A 17,240-nucleotide genomic window follows, 5' to 3' on the forward strand; every position below is an offset into this window, starting at 1 on the left:
CGGCACTGCCGGCTGCGTCAGGACGCGTGGACGCCCGGGTGGTACTTCGGGACCCGCACGATCACCTTCGCGCCGGCGCCCGGCGCCGTCTCCACGACGAGGCCGTACTCGTCGCCGAACGTGGAGCGCAGGCGTTCGTCGACGTTCGCCAGGCCGAGGTGCTCGCCCGTCTCCTCGCCGGCGAGTCGGGCGCGCAGCCGCTCGGGGTCCATGCCCGCGCCGTCGTCCTCGATGCTGAGGACGGCGTCGTTCCCGGCGTCCTCGGCGATGATCGTGATGTGGCCGCCCTCGACGCGCCCCTCGAGCCCGTGCCGCACGGCGTTCTCCACGAGCGGCTGCAGGCAGAGGAACGGCACCGTGACGGGGAGCACCTCGGGCGCGACCCGGAGCGTGACGTGCAGCCGTCCGGAGAACCGCGCGCGCTCCAGGGTCAGGTAGCGCTCGATGGAGCCGAGCTCGTCGGCCAGCGTCGTGAACTCGCCGTGGCGGCGGAAGGAGTACCGCGTGAAGTCGGCGAAGTCGAGCAGCAGCTCGCGGGCGTGCTCCGGGTCCGTGCGCACGTAGGAGGCGATCGCGCCGAGCGAGTTGTAGATGAAGTGGGGCGAGATCTGGGCGCGGAGCGCGCGCACCTCGGCTTCCGCGAGCGCCGCGCGCGACCGGTCCAGCTCGGCGAGCTCGAGCTGCTCGGACACGAACGTCGCCACCTCCTCGACGGCGCGCACCACGCCAGCCGTCGGCCGCCCCGTCGTGTACGCCACGAGCGCGCCGACCACGTGTTCCTCGGTGGTCAGCGGCGCGACGACGCCGTGCCGCACGGGGCAGTCCCCCTCGGCGCACGCGACGGCGTCCGGTCCGAGCACCTGCACGGTGTCCTGCTCGAGCGCCGCCCGCGCGAGGGTGGGCGCGTCGGCCGCGTGCGGCTCGCCCGGACCGTCCCAGGCCAGCGTGCGCTCGCCGTCGGTCAGGGCCAGCGCAGCGGTCCCCAGCAGCGTGCGCAGGTGCCGGACGGCGCGCGGGGCGCCCACCGCGAGCCCCTCCCGCAGCGGCGGTGACGCGAGCGACGTCAGGTGCAGCGTCCGGTACGTGGCCTGGTCGCCGGGCGAGCCCAGGACGGCGCGGGCGCGCAGCACGCGCACGAGCGCCCACGCGGCGCCGGCGACGAGCAGCGCGGAGCCGATCGCGGCCAGCGCCTCGGGGCCCATGATCCGCGTACCCTAGCCGCTCGCCTCCCCTTGGCGGGGTCGGCCGCGGCGCCGCCGCGCCCGCCCAACCTCAGCGCACGGCGGTGAACCTCAGCCTCAGCTGCGCGGGCGCCGGCCGGAGCACGGCGTTCGGCAGCACCCCGGGCCCGCAGGCCGCCGAGCCCAGCCCGTGCTGGGCGGCGTCGAGATGCAGCCACAGCACGTCGCCGGCGACGAGGTCGTGCGGGTGCGCCGCCGCCGCGAGCGCCGCGTCGGTCCACGGCCGGGCCGACAGCTCGAGGCCGGTCGACGCACGTCCGCCGACGCTCACGCCGTCCGACTCCACCCGCAGCCTTCCCGCACCGAGCACCAGGTCGGCGCGCGTGACGCCGCGTCGCGCGCCGTTCTCCTGCGGGTGCGTGTACCGGGTCTGCAGGTCGGCGACGGTGTGCTGCCACCGTCCGGTGAGCGCCGCCACCTTCGAGTCCGCGTACGACTCACCCGGGCCGAGCCCCACCCAGTCCACGAGGACGTCCGACGGCGCCCCCTCGGCCAGGCCGAGCAGCATCCCGATCCGGGCGAGCGAGCCCGGCCACTCGCCCTCGGGCACGATGTCCAGCTCAAGGTCCACGGCGTCGTCACCGGCGGGTGTCCACCGGTACGTGACGGCGAACCCGCAGTCCGTCGCCGCACCCGCGGTGCGCGCGGTCACGACGAGCGCGTCGCCGTCCACCTCCACCGAGTCCAGCCGCTCGTGCACCCGGTCGAGGCCGGATCGGCGCCACGCCTCGGCGTCCGACATCGCCTCGCCCCACGAGGCGGCCCGGTCGTTGTCCGTCGGCGCGCGCCACGCGTCCACCCGGGCGAGCGTCACCTCGGCACCGCCCAGCCGCACGAGGCGACCCGCGCCGTCGAAGGCCGCCGGGCCGACGGCGTACCCGCCGTCGTCGGACGCCCGCACCTCTCCCCCGACCGCGGCGGGAAGCGGCGCGGCCGCGCGGACGAGGACCTGCCCGGCGCCGAGCCCGAACCCTTCCTCCGCCCACGGCGCGTCGATGGCCACGTCGGGTCGCAGCCGCGCCCGCACGGTCCACCACACGGCCGGCCCGGCAGGTGCGGTCTCCAGGGCAGCGGACGCCTCCGCGGGCAGCTCGGTGAGCAGGAACGCCTCGCCGGCTTCGAGCACACCGAGGTCGTCGTAGTCGCCCGAGGCCAGCACCTCGCCGTCGGCCTCGAGCGCCCACGTGAGCTGCGCGTGCTCGGTGGACCGGAACGCGTACCGGTTCCGCACCAGCAGGGCCGGCACGCCGGCGTCCGGCTCGACGTCGATGCGCACCGGCGCGTACACCGCCGCCATCTCGACCATGCCGGGCGACGGCGTCCGGTCCGGCAGGAGCATCCCGTCGGCGATGAAGGTGCCGTCGTGGATCTCCTCGCCGAAGTCGCCGCCGTAGCCGAAGAACTCGACGCCGTCGGGCGTGCGCGTCGCGATGCCGTGGTCGATCCACTCCCACACGAAGCCGCCCATGAGGCGCGGGTACGTGTCGAACAGCTCGTCGTAGTCGGCGAGGCCGCCGGGGCCGTTGCCCATCGCGTGCGCGTACTCGCACTGGACGAACGGCAGACCCCGACGGCGCGCGTCGAGCTCGCCGTCGGTCAGCTGGTCCTCCTCGCCGCGCCCGATCCGCTCCGTCTCGCCGACCGAGGCGTACATGCGGGAGTAGACGTCGACGTCGGCGCTGGACCGGTCGCCCTCGTAGTGGATCGGCCGCGAGTCGTCGAGCTCGCGGATCGCCGCCGCCATCGCGGCCAGGTTGCGCCCCTCGCCCGCCTCGTTGCCGAGCGACCACATGACGATGCTCGGGTGGTGCGCGTCCCGGCCGATCATGCGTCGCACGCGATCGACGAGCAGCGGCTCCCAGGCGGCGTCGTCGGTCGGGTTGCCGCGCCAGTCGATGACGCCGAAGCCGTGGGTCTCGAGGTCGTTCTCGTCGATGACGTACAGCCCGTACTCGTCGCACAGGTCGAGGAAGTGCGGGTGCGGCGGGTAGTGCGAGGTGCGGACGGCGTTGACGTGGTGCCGCTTCGCGAGGACCACGTCCTCGAGCATCGTCTCGGGCGTGACGGCCCGCCCCCGCGTGGGCTCGAACTCGTGCCGGTTCACGCCGCGCAGCTTGACGGCCGCCCCGTTGACCCGGAACACGCCGTCGTCGATCGTCACCGTGCGGAACCCGACCCGCAGCCGGACGGTCTCCGCGTCGGTGCTCACCTCGGTGTCGTACAGGCGCGGGACCTCCGCCGACCACGGCTCGACGGCGAGCGTCGCCTCCTGACCGGAAGCGAGGTCGATCCCGAGCTCCGGGATCCGGACGCGGGCCTCGCCCAGCGTGGTGACCTCGGCCCGGAACGTGCCCTGACCGCTGGTCGGGTCGTACTCCGCGGCGACGCGCACGTCCGTGATGCCGCCCGCCGGGCGCCGAAGCAGCGCGACGTCACGGAAGATGCCGGAGAGCCACCACTGGTCCTGGTCCTCCACGTAGCTCGCCGCCGACCACTGGTGCACGCGGACCGCGAGCAGGTTCTCGCCGGCGACGACGACGTCGGTCACGTCGATCTCGGTGGGCAGCCGGGAGCCGGACGACGTCGCCAGGGGCGTGCCGTTGACGGCGACGGCGAACCACGAGTCGACGCCCTCGAAGCGGAGGACGACGCGCCCGCCGTCGAGCCACTCCGACGGGACGGCGAACGTGCGTCGGTACTCGCCCGTGGGGTTGTCGCGCGGGACCCGCGGCGGGTCGACCGGGAACGGGAACACGACGTTTGTGTAGGCCGGCGAGCCGTGGCCCTGGAGCTGCCAGTGACCGGGCACGGCGATGCTGCCCCACCCGTCGCCGGTGCCGGGATCGTCCGCGGCGACGCCGGTGACGGCCTCGTCGAACAGGCGGAAGCGCCACTCGCCGTTCAGGTCGGCGCGCGGCGCGTCGCTCGCGAGGTGCGAGCGGGGCGACCGGACGCCGGTCGGCGGCGTGGGGGTCTCGTGCGTGGACGGGGCGGCGGACGCGTCGGCCATGACTGTGCTCCTGGAGCCCTGGGGGCGGTCGATCGTGGTGCGGATCTGTTGCACGGATACGCGCGAGGGCGCGTTCTCGGTCCCGAGCCTAGCCGCGATCCGGCTCCGCCGTGAACGTTCACGGCAGGGTGTCGGCGCAGCGGGGCGCTACCTTCGCCACGGCTCGGTCGCCACCCCTGCCGAGTGCACGCTTTCTCACGCCGACACGCCGCGCGACGCGAGAGATCTCATGCAGTGGGCGCGGGAGTGGGGGCTCGATACGGTCGCGACCATGACTGAAGACACCGACGTCACGCCGTCCACACCGACCCTGCCGACCGGCATCGGTCGCCGCGCCGTCCTCGGCCTCGCCGCCGCCGGCGCCGTCGGCGCCACCGCGCTGCGCTGGGCACCGCCTGCCACGGCCGCCGACGGGACGCCGGTCGTGCTCGACCCGACGAGCTTCCGCCTCGTCGAGTCCGAGCGCAACGCCGGTGCGATCAACAAGCTGCGGCGTGTCCTGCGGCGGGCGAGCGTCACGGAGGTGCTCGACTCCGGTGACCGGACGCTCGCGCCGACCACCGTCGGCCTCCCGCACGAGGTGCGCGCGTGGGCCTACACCGACGACGACGCCACGACCACCGACTGGTACCCGCAGGGGATCACCTCCACGTTCGACGCGACCGGCGAGGACGTCGCCGACGGCCGCTCCGCGCTGCTCACGAGCTGGTACGACAAGGCCGACGTGCAGGGAGCGCGGATCGCCTTCATCGACATCACCGACCCCGACGAGCCGACCTACCGGTACGTCCTCCTCGTGGAGCCGTACATCCGCGAGGACGGGCGCGGTGACTTCCGCCCGGTGCCGGTCCATGCGGGCGGCCTGGTCTGGTACGGGCACTGGCTGTCGGTGGTCGACACCTGGAACGGGGTCCGGGTGTTCGACATGCGCCACCTGTTCGAGGTCGACACCGATCGGCCGGACGCGGTGGGTCGCGCCGACGACGGCACCTACCACGCGTTCGGCCACCGCTACGTGCTCCCGCAGGCGCTGCACCACACCAGCGACGTCGTGGGCGACGAGACCGACTTCCGGTTCTCGTCGATCTCGCTCGACCGCTCGAGCAGCCCGCACAGCGTCGTCATGGCGGAGTACCGCGCCGCCGCGGACGAGGCCGCCGGGCAGGCGGCTCGCGTGATCCGGTTCGACATGCATCCCCGGACGGGCCTGCTCAAGGCGTCCGACGACGGCGTCGCCGTCGCCCGGGAGGTCGCCGACGTCGACATCAACTCCATGCAGTCGGCGACGGCGATCGACGGCGTGTTCGTGATCTCCCGCAGCGCCGGAACGTCGGCGAACGGCCACCTCGTCACGTACACGCCGCCCGAGGAGGTCACCTGGTACCGCGGCCACTTCCCGGTCGGCACCGAGGACCTGACGACGTGGGGCTCGCGTGACGAGCTGTGGACCCTGGCCGAGCACCCCGGGCAGCGCAGCATCGTCGCGGTGCGGGCGTCGGCCTACGTGTCCTGACAGCGGCCGCGCACCTGCCGCGCACCCGCCACCGACAGCCCCGCCGGGACCTCACCGGCGGGGCTGTCGGCGCCGCGGGGCACACTGGGGCGGTGACCGATCGCCCCGACGTGCCCGACCCCTGGATCGACCGCCTCGACGCGACGCTCACGGCGTTCCCGGAGTGCTACCAGGAACGCGCCTGGACGGGCGTGCGGTGGAGCGTCCGCGGGTCGACTGTGGCGCACGTCTTCGGCGGCGAGGACGGCAGGTTCCGGATCACGTTCCGCGCCGAGCCCGACGAGCTGCACGCGCTCGAGCACCTCGGCGAGCCGTACTTCCGCGCCGGATGGGGAGCGAACGTCGTCGGCATGCTCCTGGCCGAGGGCACCGACTGGCAGGAGCTCACCGAGCTGCTGACGGACTCCTACTGCATCCAGGCGCCGGGAGCCCTGGCCGCGCTGGTGGAACGGGGACCGGCCGAGATGTCCTCGGACCGGTAGCGCGCCGGGTTCGCCGGTCTCAGGTGCCGGGCGCGACGACGCGGAGCCCAGCGGCGACGGCGGCCTCGCTCAGCCTCGCGTCGTAGCTGACGACGCTCTCTGCCCCTGCGACGACGGCGCTCGCCACGTGGATCGCATCGAGCGTACGCAGGTTGGCAGGAGCCGCATCGGCCGCCGCCCTGGCGATCGACTCCGTCAGGGCGATCGTGCCCAGGCGGGCGGCGAGGTCGACGGCGCGGAGTCGCTGGGCCGGCCCGAGCCGGGCCCCGACGCGCAACAGCTCGACGATCCCGACGACTGACGTCACGGCCTCGGCGTCGGGCGACGCGCGGAGGTAGTCCGCCAACGCCGCGGACTCGGCTTCCACAGCGATCAGCTTGGCTGACGCCGAGGTGTCGAGGTAGGTCAGCGCCACTCGGCGCGCTCCGCGGCGAGCGCGTCCTCGGTGCTGACGCTGGCCGGCACCGGCGGCACGTCCCACACGCGGCCGCTGCCAGGAGTGAGCACGCCGTCGGCCACGAGCGACTCCCGATGCGAGTGCGCGACGTCGATCGGCGTGATGACGGCGCGGGGCCGCCCGTGAGACGTCACGGTCACCGGCACCTGTGTTCGCATGACGTCCTCCAGGATCGACGAGGCGTTCTGCCGCAGCTCGCGAACACCGACGGTGCGCTCCGGTCTGCCCATACGAGCGAATGTAGCACTTGATGTGCTACACCCTTCGGTACCCGCGCGACACGCCGCACCCCGCGGGACACACCCCGCACTCGGCGGCACGCCAGCCCGAACCGCGCCCTCCCGCGCGCCACACCCCGCACTCGGCGGCACGCCAGCCCGAACCGCGCCCTCCCGCGCGCCCAGTGCGGGATACTTCCCCGCGACACGCCGCACGCCGCGCGACACACCCCGCACTCGGGGGCGCGGGAACGAACGGCGCCGCTCCCACCGCGCAGACGTGACGTTACGTCTACCATGACGCGATGGGCACCCAGAAGGAGATCGCGCGCCGCGCCGGGGTCTCGGTCTCCGTCGTCTCCGCTGTCATCAACGGCACCAAGCACACCCGGATGAGCGACGAGACGCGTGCCCGCGTCGAGGCTGTCATCGAGGAGCTGGGGTACGTCCCGAACGACGCCGCCCGCGCCCTGCGTCGACAGCGCTCGGGCACGATCGCCGTCGTCGTCGAGAAGATCGAGAACCCGATCTACCGCGACATGTTCCACGGCATCTACGACGCCGCCGAGGCGCGGGGATGGGCGGTCGTGCTGGGCGACGCGCGCTGGATGCGCTCGGGGAGCCACTTCCTCGCGCGCCTCCTCGGCCAGGGCTCGATCGACGGCATCATCCTGCGCAGCGAGGGCCTGGTGGACGACGAGGTGGTGGCACACCTGCGCGCCCGTCCCACGCCGGTGATCATGGTCGAGGGTCGGCACGGACTCGACGGGCGCTGGCTCGCCATCGACGACGCCGCTGCGGGGCGGGTGGCGACGCAGCACCTCATCGACCTCGGGCACCGGCAGATCGAGTTCGCCGGCGGCGAGCGCTGGGTCCCGACCGTCGAGCGGCACCGCGGGTACGCCGACGCGATGCGCGACGCCGGGCTTGAGCCGCGTGACGCCATCCGTACCGGGTACGGGTCCCAGGCCGGGACGGAGGCGCTGACCCAGATCATCGCGTCGCGGCGCCGGCCCACGGCGCTCGTGGTCAACAACGTGCTATCCGGGCTCGGCCTCTACGCCGCCGCCCACGACGCCGGCATCGCGATCCCCGACGACCTGTCGGTGGTCGCGATCCACGACGCCGACATCGCCGACGACCTGCGTCCGCCGCTCGCGACCGTGCGGATGCCGATGGCGGAGCTGGGCGCTCGCGCGGTCGAGGCCATCGCGGCGATCCTCGAGGATCAGTCGACCCGGTTCGGGCTCGTCGACGATCCCGCGCCGGTGCTGCTGCCGCGCGCGAGCACGGCTCCGCCGCCGTCGTCGCCGCGCCCCTGGTGACCGTCTGACGCATCGTCGCGTCGCGATTCGGTCACGGCCTTGACGTATCGATGCGTCACCCCATACGTTGACGCATCGATACGTCAGCGTCGTCCATCAGGCTCGGCGCCGAACCCGCGGCACGGGTGCCGCCCCCGGAAGGACACCGTTGACCTCCAGCACCGCCACGCCCCGCTCCGTTCTCCTGCGCTCGTCGTGGGCCAACGTGAACATCGGCGACGTCGCCCACTCGCCCGGCCTGATCACGGCGCTGCACGACGCCGATCCCGACGCGCGCATCACGCTCTGGCCGGTCCGCCTCGGCGAGCGCGAGGAGGCGATGATCCGCCGGGCGAACCCGGGCGTGACGATCGCGAGGGGCGACCTGGACGACAGCGGCGTGCCGACGACGCCGGAGCTCGCCGCCGCGTGGGACTCCGCCGACGTGATGGTGCACGGCTCGGCCGCGAGCGCCACGCTCGCCCCGGAGCTCGCCGCCTGGCGCAAGCAGACCGGTCGACCGTACGGCTACGGCGGCGTGACGTCCGACCCCCTCTGCCCTCCCGGGTGGGGTTCCCTCGACTCCCTGCGCGTCATGACGCAGGACCTGCCTGCGACGTTCCTCGAGGACGGCCCCCGCGAGATCCTCGACGGCGCCGAGTTCCTGTTCGCCAGGGACTCCATCAGTCTCTCCTTCCTGCGCTCCCAGCACGTGACGCCCGGGGTCCTCGAGTTCGGCCCCGACGGCACGTTCGCCTACCGCCACCGCGACGACGCCGCTGCCGACCGCTTCCTGGCGGATCTCGGGCTCGCGGCCGGAGCGTTCGGGTGCTTCGTCCCGCGCCTGCGCTACACCCCGTACCCCGACATCTACGGCACGGAGCGCACGCGCGACTTCGACCGCAAGTACGCGATCAATGCCGGCACCGTGGGGCTCGACCTCGACACGCTCGCCGCCGCGATCGCCACCTGGGTCCGCTCCACCGGCCAGCGCGCCGTCGTCGTCCCCGAGATGAGCTACGAGGTGGAGCTCGCGCAGGACGACCTGCTCCCGCGCGTCCCCGCTGACGTCGTCGAGCACGTCACCGTGCTGGGGCGCTACTGGCCGCTGGAGGAGGCGAGCGCCGTCTACGCACGCGCCCGCGCCGTCGTCAGCATGGAGTGCCACTCGCCGATCCTCGCGTCGGTCCACGGCACGCCGACGCTGTACCTGCGCCAGCCCACCGACACGGTCAAGGGCGAGATGTACGCCGATCTCGGGGCACCCGACGTCGTCGTCGAGATCGAGCCCGACGGGCCCGAGGGCGCCGCCGCGGCCGTCGAGGCGCTGCTGGAGGACGAGGACGCCGCCCGCGCGACGTCGTCGGCCATGAACACCGCGGCCGTCGGCCGCCTGCGCGACGTCGCGCGCACCATCCTGTTCGGCGAGGGGGCATCGGAGTACGCACCAGGCGCCCAGGAGGCAGATCTTGTCCCAGCTCGCTGAACGACCACGCGTGTCTGCGCGGAAGGGCTCGCCGGCGCCGAAGACCGGACCGGCGCGCCCCGCGCGACGCCCTGGTCAGAGCCTCGCCCGGTGGCGGCGCGACAGGCTCCTGCTGCTGCTCGCGCTGCCCGGCGTCGCCGTCGTCCTGCTGTTCCACTACGTGCCGCTGCTCGGCAACGTCATCGCGTTCAAGGACTACCAGCCGTTCCTCACGATCGCCCAGGCGCCGTGGTCGGGGCTCGCGAACTTCGAGGTCATCTTCAGCGGCGACCCGGTCTTCCTCAACGCGCTCGCGAACACGCTCATCATCACGCTGATCCAGGTGCTGTTCGTGTTCCCGCTGCCGTTGGCGCTCGCGCTGCTGCTCAACGAGGTGATCTCGGAGCGCATGCGCCGCACCGTGCAGTCGGTGCTCTACATGCCGCACTTCCTGTCGTGGGTCATCGTCGTGGCCCTGTTCCAGCAGATCCTCGGCAACGCCGGGATGCTCAACTCGTTCCTGCGCGAGCAGGACCTCGCGACGTTCTCCATCATCGGCGTCCCCGAGCTGTTCAAGGTGCTCATCACGAGCCAGGTGATCTGGAAGGACACCGGCTGGGGCACGATCATCTTCCTCGCGGCGATCTCGCGCGTGGACACGTCCCAGTACGAGGCGGCGGCGATGGACGGCGCCGGCGCCCCCCGGCGGCTGTGGCACGTGACGCTCCCCGCCATCCGCTCCGTGTTCATCCTGCTGCTGATCCTGCGGCTCGGGGACGCGCTCACCGTCGGCTTCGAGCAGATCATCCTGCAGCAGGGAGCCGTCGGGTCGACGGCCAGCGAGGTGCTCGACACGTACGTCTACAACCACGGCATCGTCGGCGGGAACTGGGGCCAGGCCGCAGCCGTCGGCCTCACGAAGGGCGTGATCTCCGTGCTGCTCGTGCTCGGCGCGAACAAGCTCGCGCACATGTTCGGCGAGCGGGGGGTGTATCACAAGTGACGACGACGACGTCGCCCCTCGGGCTGCTGGAGAAGCCTCGCCAGATCAGGCCCTCCAACCCGTCCGGCCGGCCACCGTGGATGGGTCGCCCCAGCCGGGTGCTCATGGCGTTCCGCGGGCTCATCCTCGCGATCGGCTGCGCCGCCGTCATCCTGCCGTTCGTCGCCGTGGTCTCCACGTCGCTCGCCACGCAGGAGGAGGTGACGGCGAACGGCGGCTTCGTGTTCCTCGTGCGCGAGCCCACGCTCGCCTCGTATCACGCGATCCTCTCCGGCGGAGTCGTGACCCGGGCGCTGCTCATCAGCATCGGCGTCACGGCGGTCGGCGCCCTGCTCTCGCTGGCGTGCACGATCGGGCTCGCGTACTCGCTGTCGCGACCCGGATCGCTCGGGTCTCGACCGATCCTGCTCGCCACGCTGTTCACGATGCTGTTCAGCCCGGGCATGATCCCGATGTACCTCGTGGTCAAGCAGCTCGGCCTGCTCGACAACCTGCTCGCGCTGATCCTTCCCGTGCTCATCAACGCGTTCAACGTCATCGTGATGCGGGAGTTCTTCCTCGACATCCCGAGCGAGCTCCTCGAGAGCGCCCGCATCGACGGGGCGAACGACCTGACGATCCTCGCGCGCATCGTCCTGCCGCTGTCCAAGGCCGTCATCGCCGTCATCGGCCTGTTCTACGCGGTCGGGTACTGGAACGCGTTCTTCAACGCGCTGCTCTACATCAGCTCACCTGATCGCTGGCCGCTCCAGCTCGTCCTGCGCACGTACGTCGTCAACGAGACGCCGATGGGGGTGGACGAGATCTCCGCCGGGTCGGACTCGCTGCCCCCGCAGCTCTCGATCCAGATGGCGATCCTCGTGATCTCCATCGTCCCGATCCTCCTCGTGTACCCGTTCCTCCAGAAGCACTTCACCAAGGGGCTCATGATCGGCGCCGTCAAGGGCTGATCGTCCGTTCCACCCACCCACTCCTCCTCGATGTAGCGGAAGGACCTCCATGTCCAGCACCCTGTCCCGTCGCACGTTCTTCGGCGTCACGGGCGCCCTCGGCACGATGGGCCTCGCGGCCGCGTGCTCCTCCGGCGGCTCCGGCGACTCCGGGGGCGACTCCGACGCCACCTCAGGCGGTGAGCGCGGCAGCGGCATCCTGCCGACGTACCAGCCGAACGACTCGTTCCCGCCCGACCTCGCCTCCGACAACGCCGACGTCTCGCCGGCGTACTTCACCTACCCGGACCCGCCCCAGGCCGTGACGGACGGCGCCCCGGGCTCGGGCGGCTCGATCAGTGCTCTGACTTTCACGTACGACCCCGTCGCACCGGAGCTGAACAGCAACGCGCTGTGGCAGAACCTCAACGAGGCGCTCGGCGTCGAGCTCGACCTGCAGTACACCCCGGCGGCCGACTACGACGCCCGGTTCGCCACGACGATCGCCGGGAACGACCTGCCCGACCTCGTCGCCATCAAGGGCGCGCAGCAGCAGATGCCCGCGCTGCTGGCGGCGAAGTTCACGGACCTCAGCGAACACCTCGCCGGCGATGCCGTCCTGGACTACCCGAACCTCGCCGCGCTGCCCACCCCGAGCTGGCTGAGCACCGTGTACGAGGGGAAGATCTGGGGCGTCCCGGTGCCGCGCTCCCTCATCGGCACCGTGCTCTACACCCGTGCGGACCTGCTGGAGCAGGCCGGCCTGTCGCTGCAGCCGGAGTCGCTCGAGGAGTTCATCGCAATGGCCGAGGCGCTCACGGACGAACGCTCCGGGAAGTGGGCGTTCGGCCAGACGCCGATCAACGTGATGCTCGAGGTCAACGGCGTGGCGAACGGCTGGTCCGTCGACGACGCCGGCACGTTCACGTACAACAGCACCCGTCCGGAGTACGAGCAGGCTCTCGCCGACGCGCTGGACCTCAACACCCGCGGCGTCGTGCACCCCGACGGCAACGCCGCTCAGAACACGCAGCGCAACGAGTGGATGATGGCCGGGACGACGGCGTTCCAGATCGGTGGGTACGCCGGTTGGGGCAAGTTCTACGTCCAGGGCGCCGGGATCGACGGCTTCCGCCTCACGGGCATGCTGTCGCCGGCCCGCGAGGCGGGCGGCACGATGGTCCGGGCCGCCGGCAACCCGGCGTCGCACTTCTCGGCGATCGCGAAGCAGGACGACCCCGAGCGCCTGCTCGAGATCCTCCGGGTGCTCGACTGGCTGGCCGCGCCGTTCGGCAGCTCGGAGTACGTCACCCGCCGGTTCGGCGTGGAGGGCGAGACGTTCAACTTCGACGGCCCCGACCCGGTGCTCACGTCCGCGGGCGTCAACCAGGCCACGCTCCCGGTCCGCTACGTCACGGAGAACTCGCCGGTCATCTACGAGGCGAACAACGAGCAGGCTGTGCAGGACCAGTTCGACTTCCAGGAGGCGGGGCTCCAGTACACGGTGCCCGACCCGACTGTCGGCCTGTACTCCGAGACGGCCGTGAGCTCCGGTGCGGGACCCTCCACGGAGCTCAACGACGTGCAGACCGAGATCCTGCTCGGCAACCAGCCCGTCTCGACCTGGGCGCCGGCCGTCGAGAAGTACATGGCCGCAGCTGGTGACGCGATCAAGGCCGAGTACGAGGAGGCGTGGGCCCAGCTGAACGGCTGACGACCCGCGTCACGCGGGTAGGTCGGCGGCGGGACCCGCCGCCGACCTACCCCCGCTGTGCCCTGCTGTGGGAACACCGACGTCCGACGCACGGAAGGTGAGCACGATGACGAGCTCCGCGTCCCGCACCACCCAGCACCACCCGGCCGGTCCGCCCGGTGCGACAAGGCGCCGCCGCCGGAGCGGGAGCGCCCGTGCCCGTGCCGTCGCGGCCGCGGTGGTCGGACTGGCTCTCCTCAGCCCAGGACTCGTGTCCGTCCCCGCCGCCGCGCAGGGCGAGTCTGACCTCGGCGAGCTGCTCGACCTGACCCGTCCGGAGCTTGCCGCCGTGGCGGCGCGCCTGGCCGACGGCGACGAGGCGGGAGCCGCTGACGAGGTCCTGCAGTTCTACGCCCATCGCACGGGCATCGAGTTCCCCGCCCCCAGTGGCGGAGGCCTGGGAGACGCGACGGCGGACGAGCTGGCCGCCGGGATCTTCCGCTTCGGAACGGAGACCCGGGACTTCTACGACGACGCCGCGCAACGGATCGACGTCGACTGGCAGGACACCTGGGGAGGCACCGAGGACGTTCCCGGCGGTGCGCAGGTGCTGATGACCGATCTCTCCTTCATGCCGACGCTCGTCTATGCCAGCCTCCACGAGACGGATCCGGAACGACGGCAGGCGTATGCCACCGCGTGGATGCAGATCTCGCTCGACCTGTTCGAGGACGTCACCAGCTGGCCGACGAACAGGAACCTGTCGGCGGCGAAGCGGCTGGCCCAGCTCGTCAGCGCGTTCTCGGTCTTCCGCACCGAGCCGACCCTTGCTGCCGGCGATCTCGTGACGTACCTCGTCGGTGTGCACGCGACGACCGATCGCCTCACCGTGGTCCTGCCGATCCATGGCGGGAACAACCAGTACTTGTCGATCGCCCGCTCGATCTACTACTCGGCGGTGTACTTTCCCGAGTTCTCGGCATCGTTCGTCTGGGAGCCCAACGCCGCACGAGCCGTCGAGTGGTTCGTCGACCGCCATATCAAGAGTGACAGCGTGTACAGCGAGCCCACGGTCAACTATCAGGCGTACGCGGCGGACCTGCTCAACGGCGTCATCACCATGGCTGACCTCAACGGGCGTACCCTGCCGGCTTCGATCGCCCGAGCCTCCGACTGGATCGCTGACTCGCTCTTCGCCACCCGGATGCCGAACCTCCAGGCCGCTCTGGTCGGAGACGCAAAGGATCCCGATGCCGGGATCGGCGCCATCCGGACCAGCGGCGAGCGGAACGGGTGGTCCGACTTCGCTTGGGTGGCCTCCGATCGCACGGAGGGGAGCGCGCCGACTCTCGGATCCACGGTGTACCCCGTCAGCTTCGCGGTCCAACGCTCTGGCTGGGACTCCGACGCCAGGTACATGCTGATCAACAACCAGAACACGACCTACACCGCGTCGCACCGACACCCGGACGACCTCAGCGTCGTCATGGCCGCATACGGACGCCCGCTCATCGTCGACCCCGGGGCGCATGAGTACACCGCCACGCCGACGAACGACTGGATGCGGAAGACGACAGAGGCGCATAACACCGTCGAGGTGGACGGTCTGCCGCAGCGGGCGGGCGTCACCCGAGCCACCTGGCTGTGGCGCTCGAACGCCGGTCTCGACGTCTACCGTGGCGAGGCACTCGGCTACGACCCGGTGTCGCACGACCGCGTCGTGTACTTCGTCAAGCCCGGCTTCTGGATCGTCTCCGACAGCCTGACCGGTGATACCGCCGCGCACGACTACCGACAGCTCTGGCACTTTCCTGGCGACCCGGTCGTCGTGAACCCGAGCACTCACGCCGCCACTGTCGGTTTCGACACCGTGCCGGGCGCCGACCCGGTCGCCGGGGTCCAACTGGTGCCCGTGGCGTCCGGAGGCGCCGATCTCACACCGACCGTCCACGACGACGGCGCCGTGCAGCTGGTGGGTGGCGAGCTGCTGACGGACGTCGACTTCCTGTCGTACGACTGGTCGGCGACCGGGGCGACGGGTGTGGACACGGTCGTCTTCCCCGGCGAGGCAGGCCCCGCCCCGTCCGTGTCCGCGACCCGCATCGAGCTTCCGGGCGTGGATCACTCGGTGGCCACGGCGATGCAGATCGAGCTGCCGGAGTCGGTGGGGCGCTTCTACCTCTCACGAGAAGCGACCCCGACGCCACGAACGTTCGGCACCGCCGCGACCGACGGCGAGTCGGCCTACCTCGAGCGGGACGCGGCGGGCGCGCTGACCAGGTTCGCGCTCACCTCGGGCACGACGCTCGCCGACGACGGAGCGAGCCTCGTCGAGGCCTCGGACGTCGTGTCGGACCTCGATGTCGGGCTGCAGGGCTCGACGGCCACCGTCTCGCTCGGCGACCCCTTCAGCGGCACGATCTCGATCCACGCGCCCGCCGCGAGCGTCGTCATGGTCAACGGGAGCCCGACGACGTTCACGCGGACCGGAGACCTCGTCACGATCACGCTGGCCCCGGATCTCGACCTCCCCACAGTGCTCGAGGAGGAGTTCGACGACGCCGGCCTCGACAGCACCGTCTACGACTTCGCGGACGGCGACCTCGAGGGCTGGACACCGCAGCAGGCCACGTGGTCGCTCGGTGGCCCCGACGGCTCCCGGCTCGCGCAGAGCTCGACGGAGGACGTGCAGTCGTTCGCCGTCCAGCAGGACGTGCCCACCGACCTGGTCATGAGTGCTGAGATCGAACCGGGTGCGGCCGGTCAGGCCACCACGCGGACCGGGCTCGCCTTCAGGTACCGCGACTCGCGGAACTACTATCGCGCGAACCTCCTGAACACGCGGGAGGACGTGACGCTGCAGATCGTCAAGGTCTACAACGGCGAGCAGGAGGTTCTCGCAGAGCGCGGTGTGCCGCTCGACGTCGGTGCTGCGCACCTGTTGACCGTCTCGGCGGTGGGCAGTCATCTCACGGCGACGGTAGGGGACACCTCGATCGCCGCCGACGACACGCGGCTGACGAACGGCGGTGTCGCTGCCTACACGCACCGGCGCGCCGCCACCTTCGACGACATCACGATCTCGGAGGCGATCGACGGGAGCACGTGGCAGGGCATCGGCGGCGAGGTCTCGGTCGAGGAGGGGCAGCTGCACGTCGCGCCCTCGGACGGCCGCGCGCACGTGCTGGCCCGCTCGACCATGCCCGAGCGCTTCTCCGAGCAGTGTGACTACGCGGCCACCGCGACGATCACGCTGGGTGGCGTCGGCCAGGCGGGCATCTCCCTGCGGGACTCCACGGACTCCTACGGGTACCGGATCCACGTCGGAAGGACGAGCGCAGGCACCTGGTACGCGAGCGTGATCCGCGAGGCCCACCGTTCGGGTCCGGTCACGCTGGCGTCGGTGTCGATCCCCGAGCGACCCGACGGCCCGGTCGAGCTCGGCACCACGGTCCACGGCGACCTCATCACCGTGACGATCGACGGCGCCCAGGTGGCCCAGGTGCGCGACACGGTCGTCAGGAGCGGTGGGGTCGGGCTGTACGCCACTGTCGCGAGCACCGTCGACGACCTGACCGTGGCCCGGTCGTGCGGGTCGGACGAACCGGTGCTCGTGCCCGAGCCAGAGGGCTGGGAGGCGGCCACCGCATACGGGGCCGGTGACCTCGTCGCCCACGACGACGCGACCTGGCTGGCGTCGTGGTGGACGCAGGGCGAGGAGCCCGGCCAGCCCTACGGCGCCTGGCAGGAGATCGGTGTGGCCGACGACGGCGCCGCGCTGTGGACGCCGTCGCGCGTGTTCGTCGCGGGCGACGTCGTGGAGCACGAGTCGCTCCGGTACCGGGCGGCGTGGTGGACGAGGAACCAGGTGCCAGGCGACCCCCATGGCCCCTGGCAGCCCACGGATTGACACAGGTCCGTGCCG

12 protein-coding genes are annotated in these 17,240 nt (G+C 71.9%); 8 read left to right on the top strand and 4 right to left on the bottom strand.

What is annotated here, in order from left to right:
• Nucleotides 1–17: 17 nt before the first annotated feature.
• Nucleotides 18–1,202, bottom strand: a complete 1,185-nt coding sequence (locus BCAV_RS17010) for a sensor histidine kinase (RefSeq protein WP_015883857.1) — start codon at nt 1,200–1,202, stop codon at nt 18–20.
• A 70-nt stretch (nt 1,203–1,272) separates the two neighbouring features.
• Nucleotides 1,273–4,251: a glycoside hydrolase family 2 TIM barrel-domain containing protein gene (locus tag BCAV_RS17015; protein WP_015883858.1), complete on the bottom strand. Its 2,979-nt coding sequence runs from the start codon at nt 4,249–4,251 to the stop codon at nt 1,273–1,275.
• Between the two features lie 271 nt (nt 4,252–4,522).
• Here BCAV_RS17015 and BCAV_RS17020 point away from each other — a divergent pair, with 271 nt between their 5' ends.
• Complete coding sequence (locus BCAV_RS17020) at nt 4,523–5,764, top strand: hypothetical protein (RefSeq protein WP_144016814.1); 1,242 nt, start codon at nt 4,523–4,525, stop codon at nt 5,762–5,764.
• A gap of 92 nt (nt 5,765–5,856) precedes the next feature.
• A complete protein-coding gene (locus BCAV_RS17025) occupies nt 5,857–6,246 on the top strand; it encodes an MmcQ/YjbR family DNA-binding protein (RefSeq protein ID WP_015883860.1) in 390 nt (129 codons plus the stop codon).
• 19 nt (nt 6,247–6,265) lie between these two features.
• Here BCAV_RS17025 and BCAV_RS17030 read toward each other — a convergent pair whose 3' ends face one another.
• The gene (locus BCAV_RS17030; RefSeq protein ID WP_015883861.1) at nt 6,266–6,661 is read right to left on the bottom strand and encodes a type II toxin-antitoxin system VapC family toxin; all 396 of its coding nucleotides are present in this window, start codon (nt 6,659–6,661) and stop codon (nt 6,266–6,268) included.
• Nucleotides 6,652–6,933, bottom strand: a complete 282-nt coding sequence (locus BCAV_RS17035) for a type II toxin-antitoxin system Phd/YefM family antitoxin (RefSeq protein ID WP_043347436.1) — start codon at nt 6,931–6,933, stop codon at nt 6,652–6,654. The genes BCAV_RS17030 and BCAV_RS17035 overlap by 10 nt, the downstream gene beginning before the upstream one ends.
• 293 nt (nt 6,934–7,226) lie before the next feature.
• On the opposite strand from BCAV_RS17035, the gene BCAV_RS17040 reads away from it, so the two are divergent.
• The 6 genes from BCAV_RS17040 to BCAV_RS17065 all read left to right on the top strand — a co-directional run bounded on the left by BCAV_RS17040 (nt 7,227) and on the right by BCAV_RS17065 (nt 17,225).
• Entirely contained in the window at nt 7,227–8,246 is a 1,020-nt protein-coding gene (locus BCAV_RS17040) for a LacI family DNA-binding transcriptional regulator (RefSeq protein WP_015883863.1), read from the top strand.
• A gap of 148 nt (nt 8,247–8,394) precedes the next feature.
• Nucleotides 8,395–9,711: a polysaccharide pyruvyl transferase family protein gene (locus BCAV_RS17045; RefSeq protein ID WP_015883864.1), complete on the top strand. Its 1,317-nt coding sequence runs from the start codon at nt 8,395–8,397 to the stop codon at nt 9,709–9,711.
• Between the two features lie 10 nt (nt 9,712–9,721).
• Nucleotides 9,722–10,693: an ABC transporter permease gene (locus BCAV_RS17050; RefSeq protein ID WP_222836649.1), complete on the top strand. Its 972-nt coding sequence runs from the start codon at nt 9,722–9,724 to the stop codon at nt 10,691–10,693.
• Nucleotides 10,690–11,643 carry a carbohydrate ABC transporter permease gene (locus BCAV_RS17055; protein ID WP_015883866.1) on the top strand — a complete coding sequence of 318 codons (954 nt, stop codon included), beginning with the start codon at nt 10,690–10,692 and terminating at the stop codon, nt 11,641–11,643. The genes BCAV_RS17050 and BCAV_RS17055 overlap by 4 nt, the downstream gene beginning before the upstream one ends.
• Nucleotides 11,644–11,692: 49 nt before the next feature.
• Nucleotides 11,693–13,336, top strand: a complete 1,644-nt coding sequence (locus tag BCAV_RS17060; RefSeq protein ID WP_015883867.1) for an extracellular solute-binding protein — start codon at nt 11,693–11,695, stop codon at nt 13,334–13,336.
• A 106-nt stretch (nt 13,337–13,442) separates the two neighbouring features.
• Complete coding sequence (locus BCAV_RS17065; RefSeq protein ID WP_015883868.1) at nt 13,443–17,225, top strand: heparinase II/III domain-containing protein; 3,783 nt, start codon at nt 13,443–13,445, stop codon at nt 17,223–17,225.
• Nucleotides 17,226–17,240 lie beyond the last annotated feature (15 nt).

Source organism: Beutenbergia cavernae DSM 12333 (genome assembly GCF_000023105.1).
Lineage (GTDB): Bacteria > Actinomycetota > Actinomycetes > Actinomycetales > Beutenbergiaceae > Beutenbergia > Beutenbergia cavernae.

Coding starts and splice junctions, on each gene's coding strand:
- BCAV_RS17065 (WP_015883868.1), top strand. CDS start 13,443: ATGACGAGCTCCGCGTCCCGCACCACCCAGCACCACCCGGCCGGTCCG.
- BCAV_RS17010 (WP_015883857.1), bottom strand. CDS start 1,202: ATGGGCCCCGAGGCGCTGGCCGCGATCGGCTCCGCGCTGCTCGTCGCC.
- BCAV_RS17020 (WP_144016814.1), top strand. CDS start 4,523: ATGACTGAAGACACCGACGTCACGCCGTCCACACCGACCCTGCCGACC.
- BCAV_RS17035 (WP_043347436.1), bottom strand. CDS start 6,933: ATGGGCAGACCGGAGCGCACCGTCGGTGTTCGCGAGCTGCGGCAGAAC.
- BCAV_RS17060 (WP_015883867.1), top strand. CDS start 11,693: ATGTCCAGCACCCTGTCCCGTCGCACGTTCTTCGGCGTCACGGGCGCC.
- BCAV_RS17040 (WP_015883863.1), top strand. CDS start 7,227: ATGGGCACCCAGAAGGAGATCGCGCGCCGCGCCGGGGTCTCGGTCTCC.
- BCAV_RS17015 (WP_015883858.1), bottom strand. CDS start 4,251: ATGGCCGACGCGTCCGCCGCCCCGTCCACGCACGAGACCCCCACGCCG.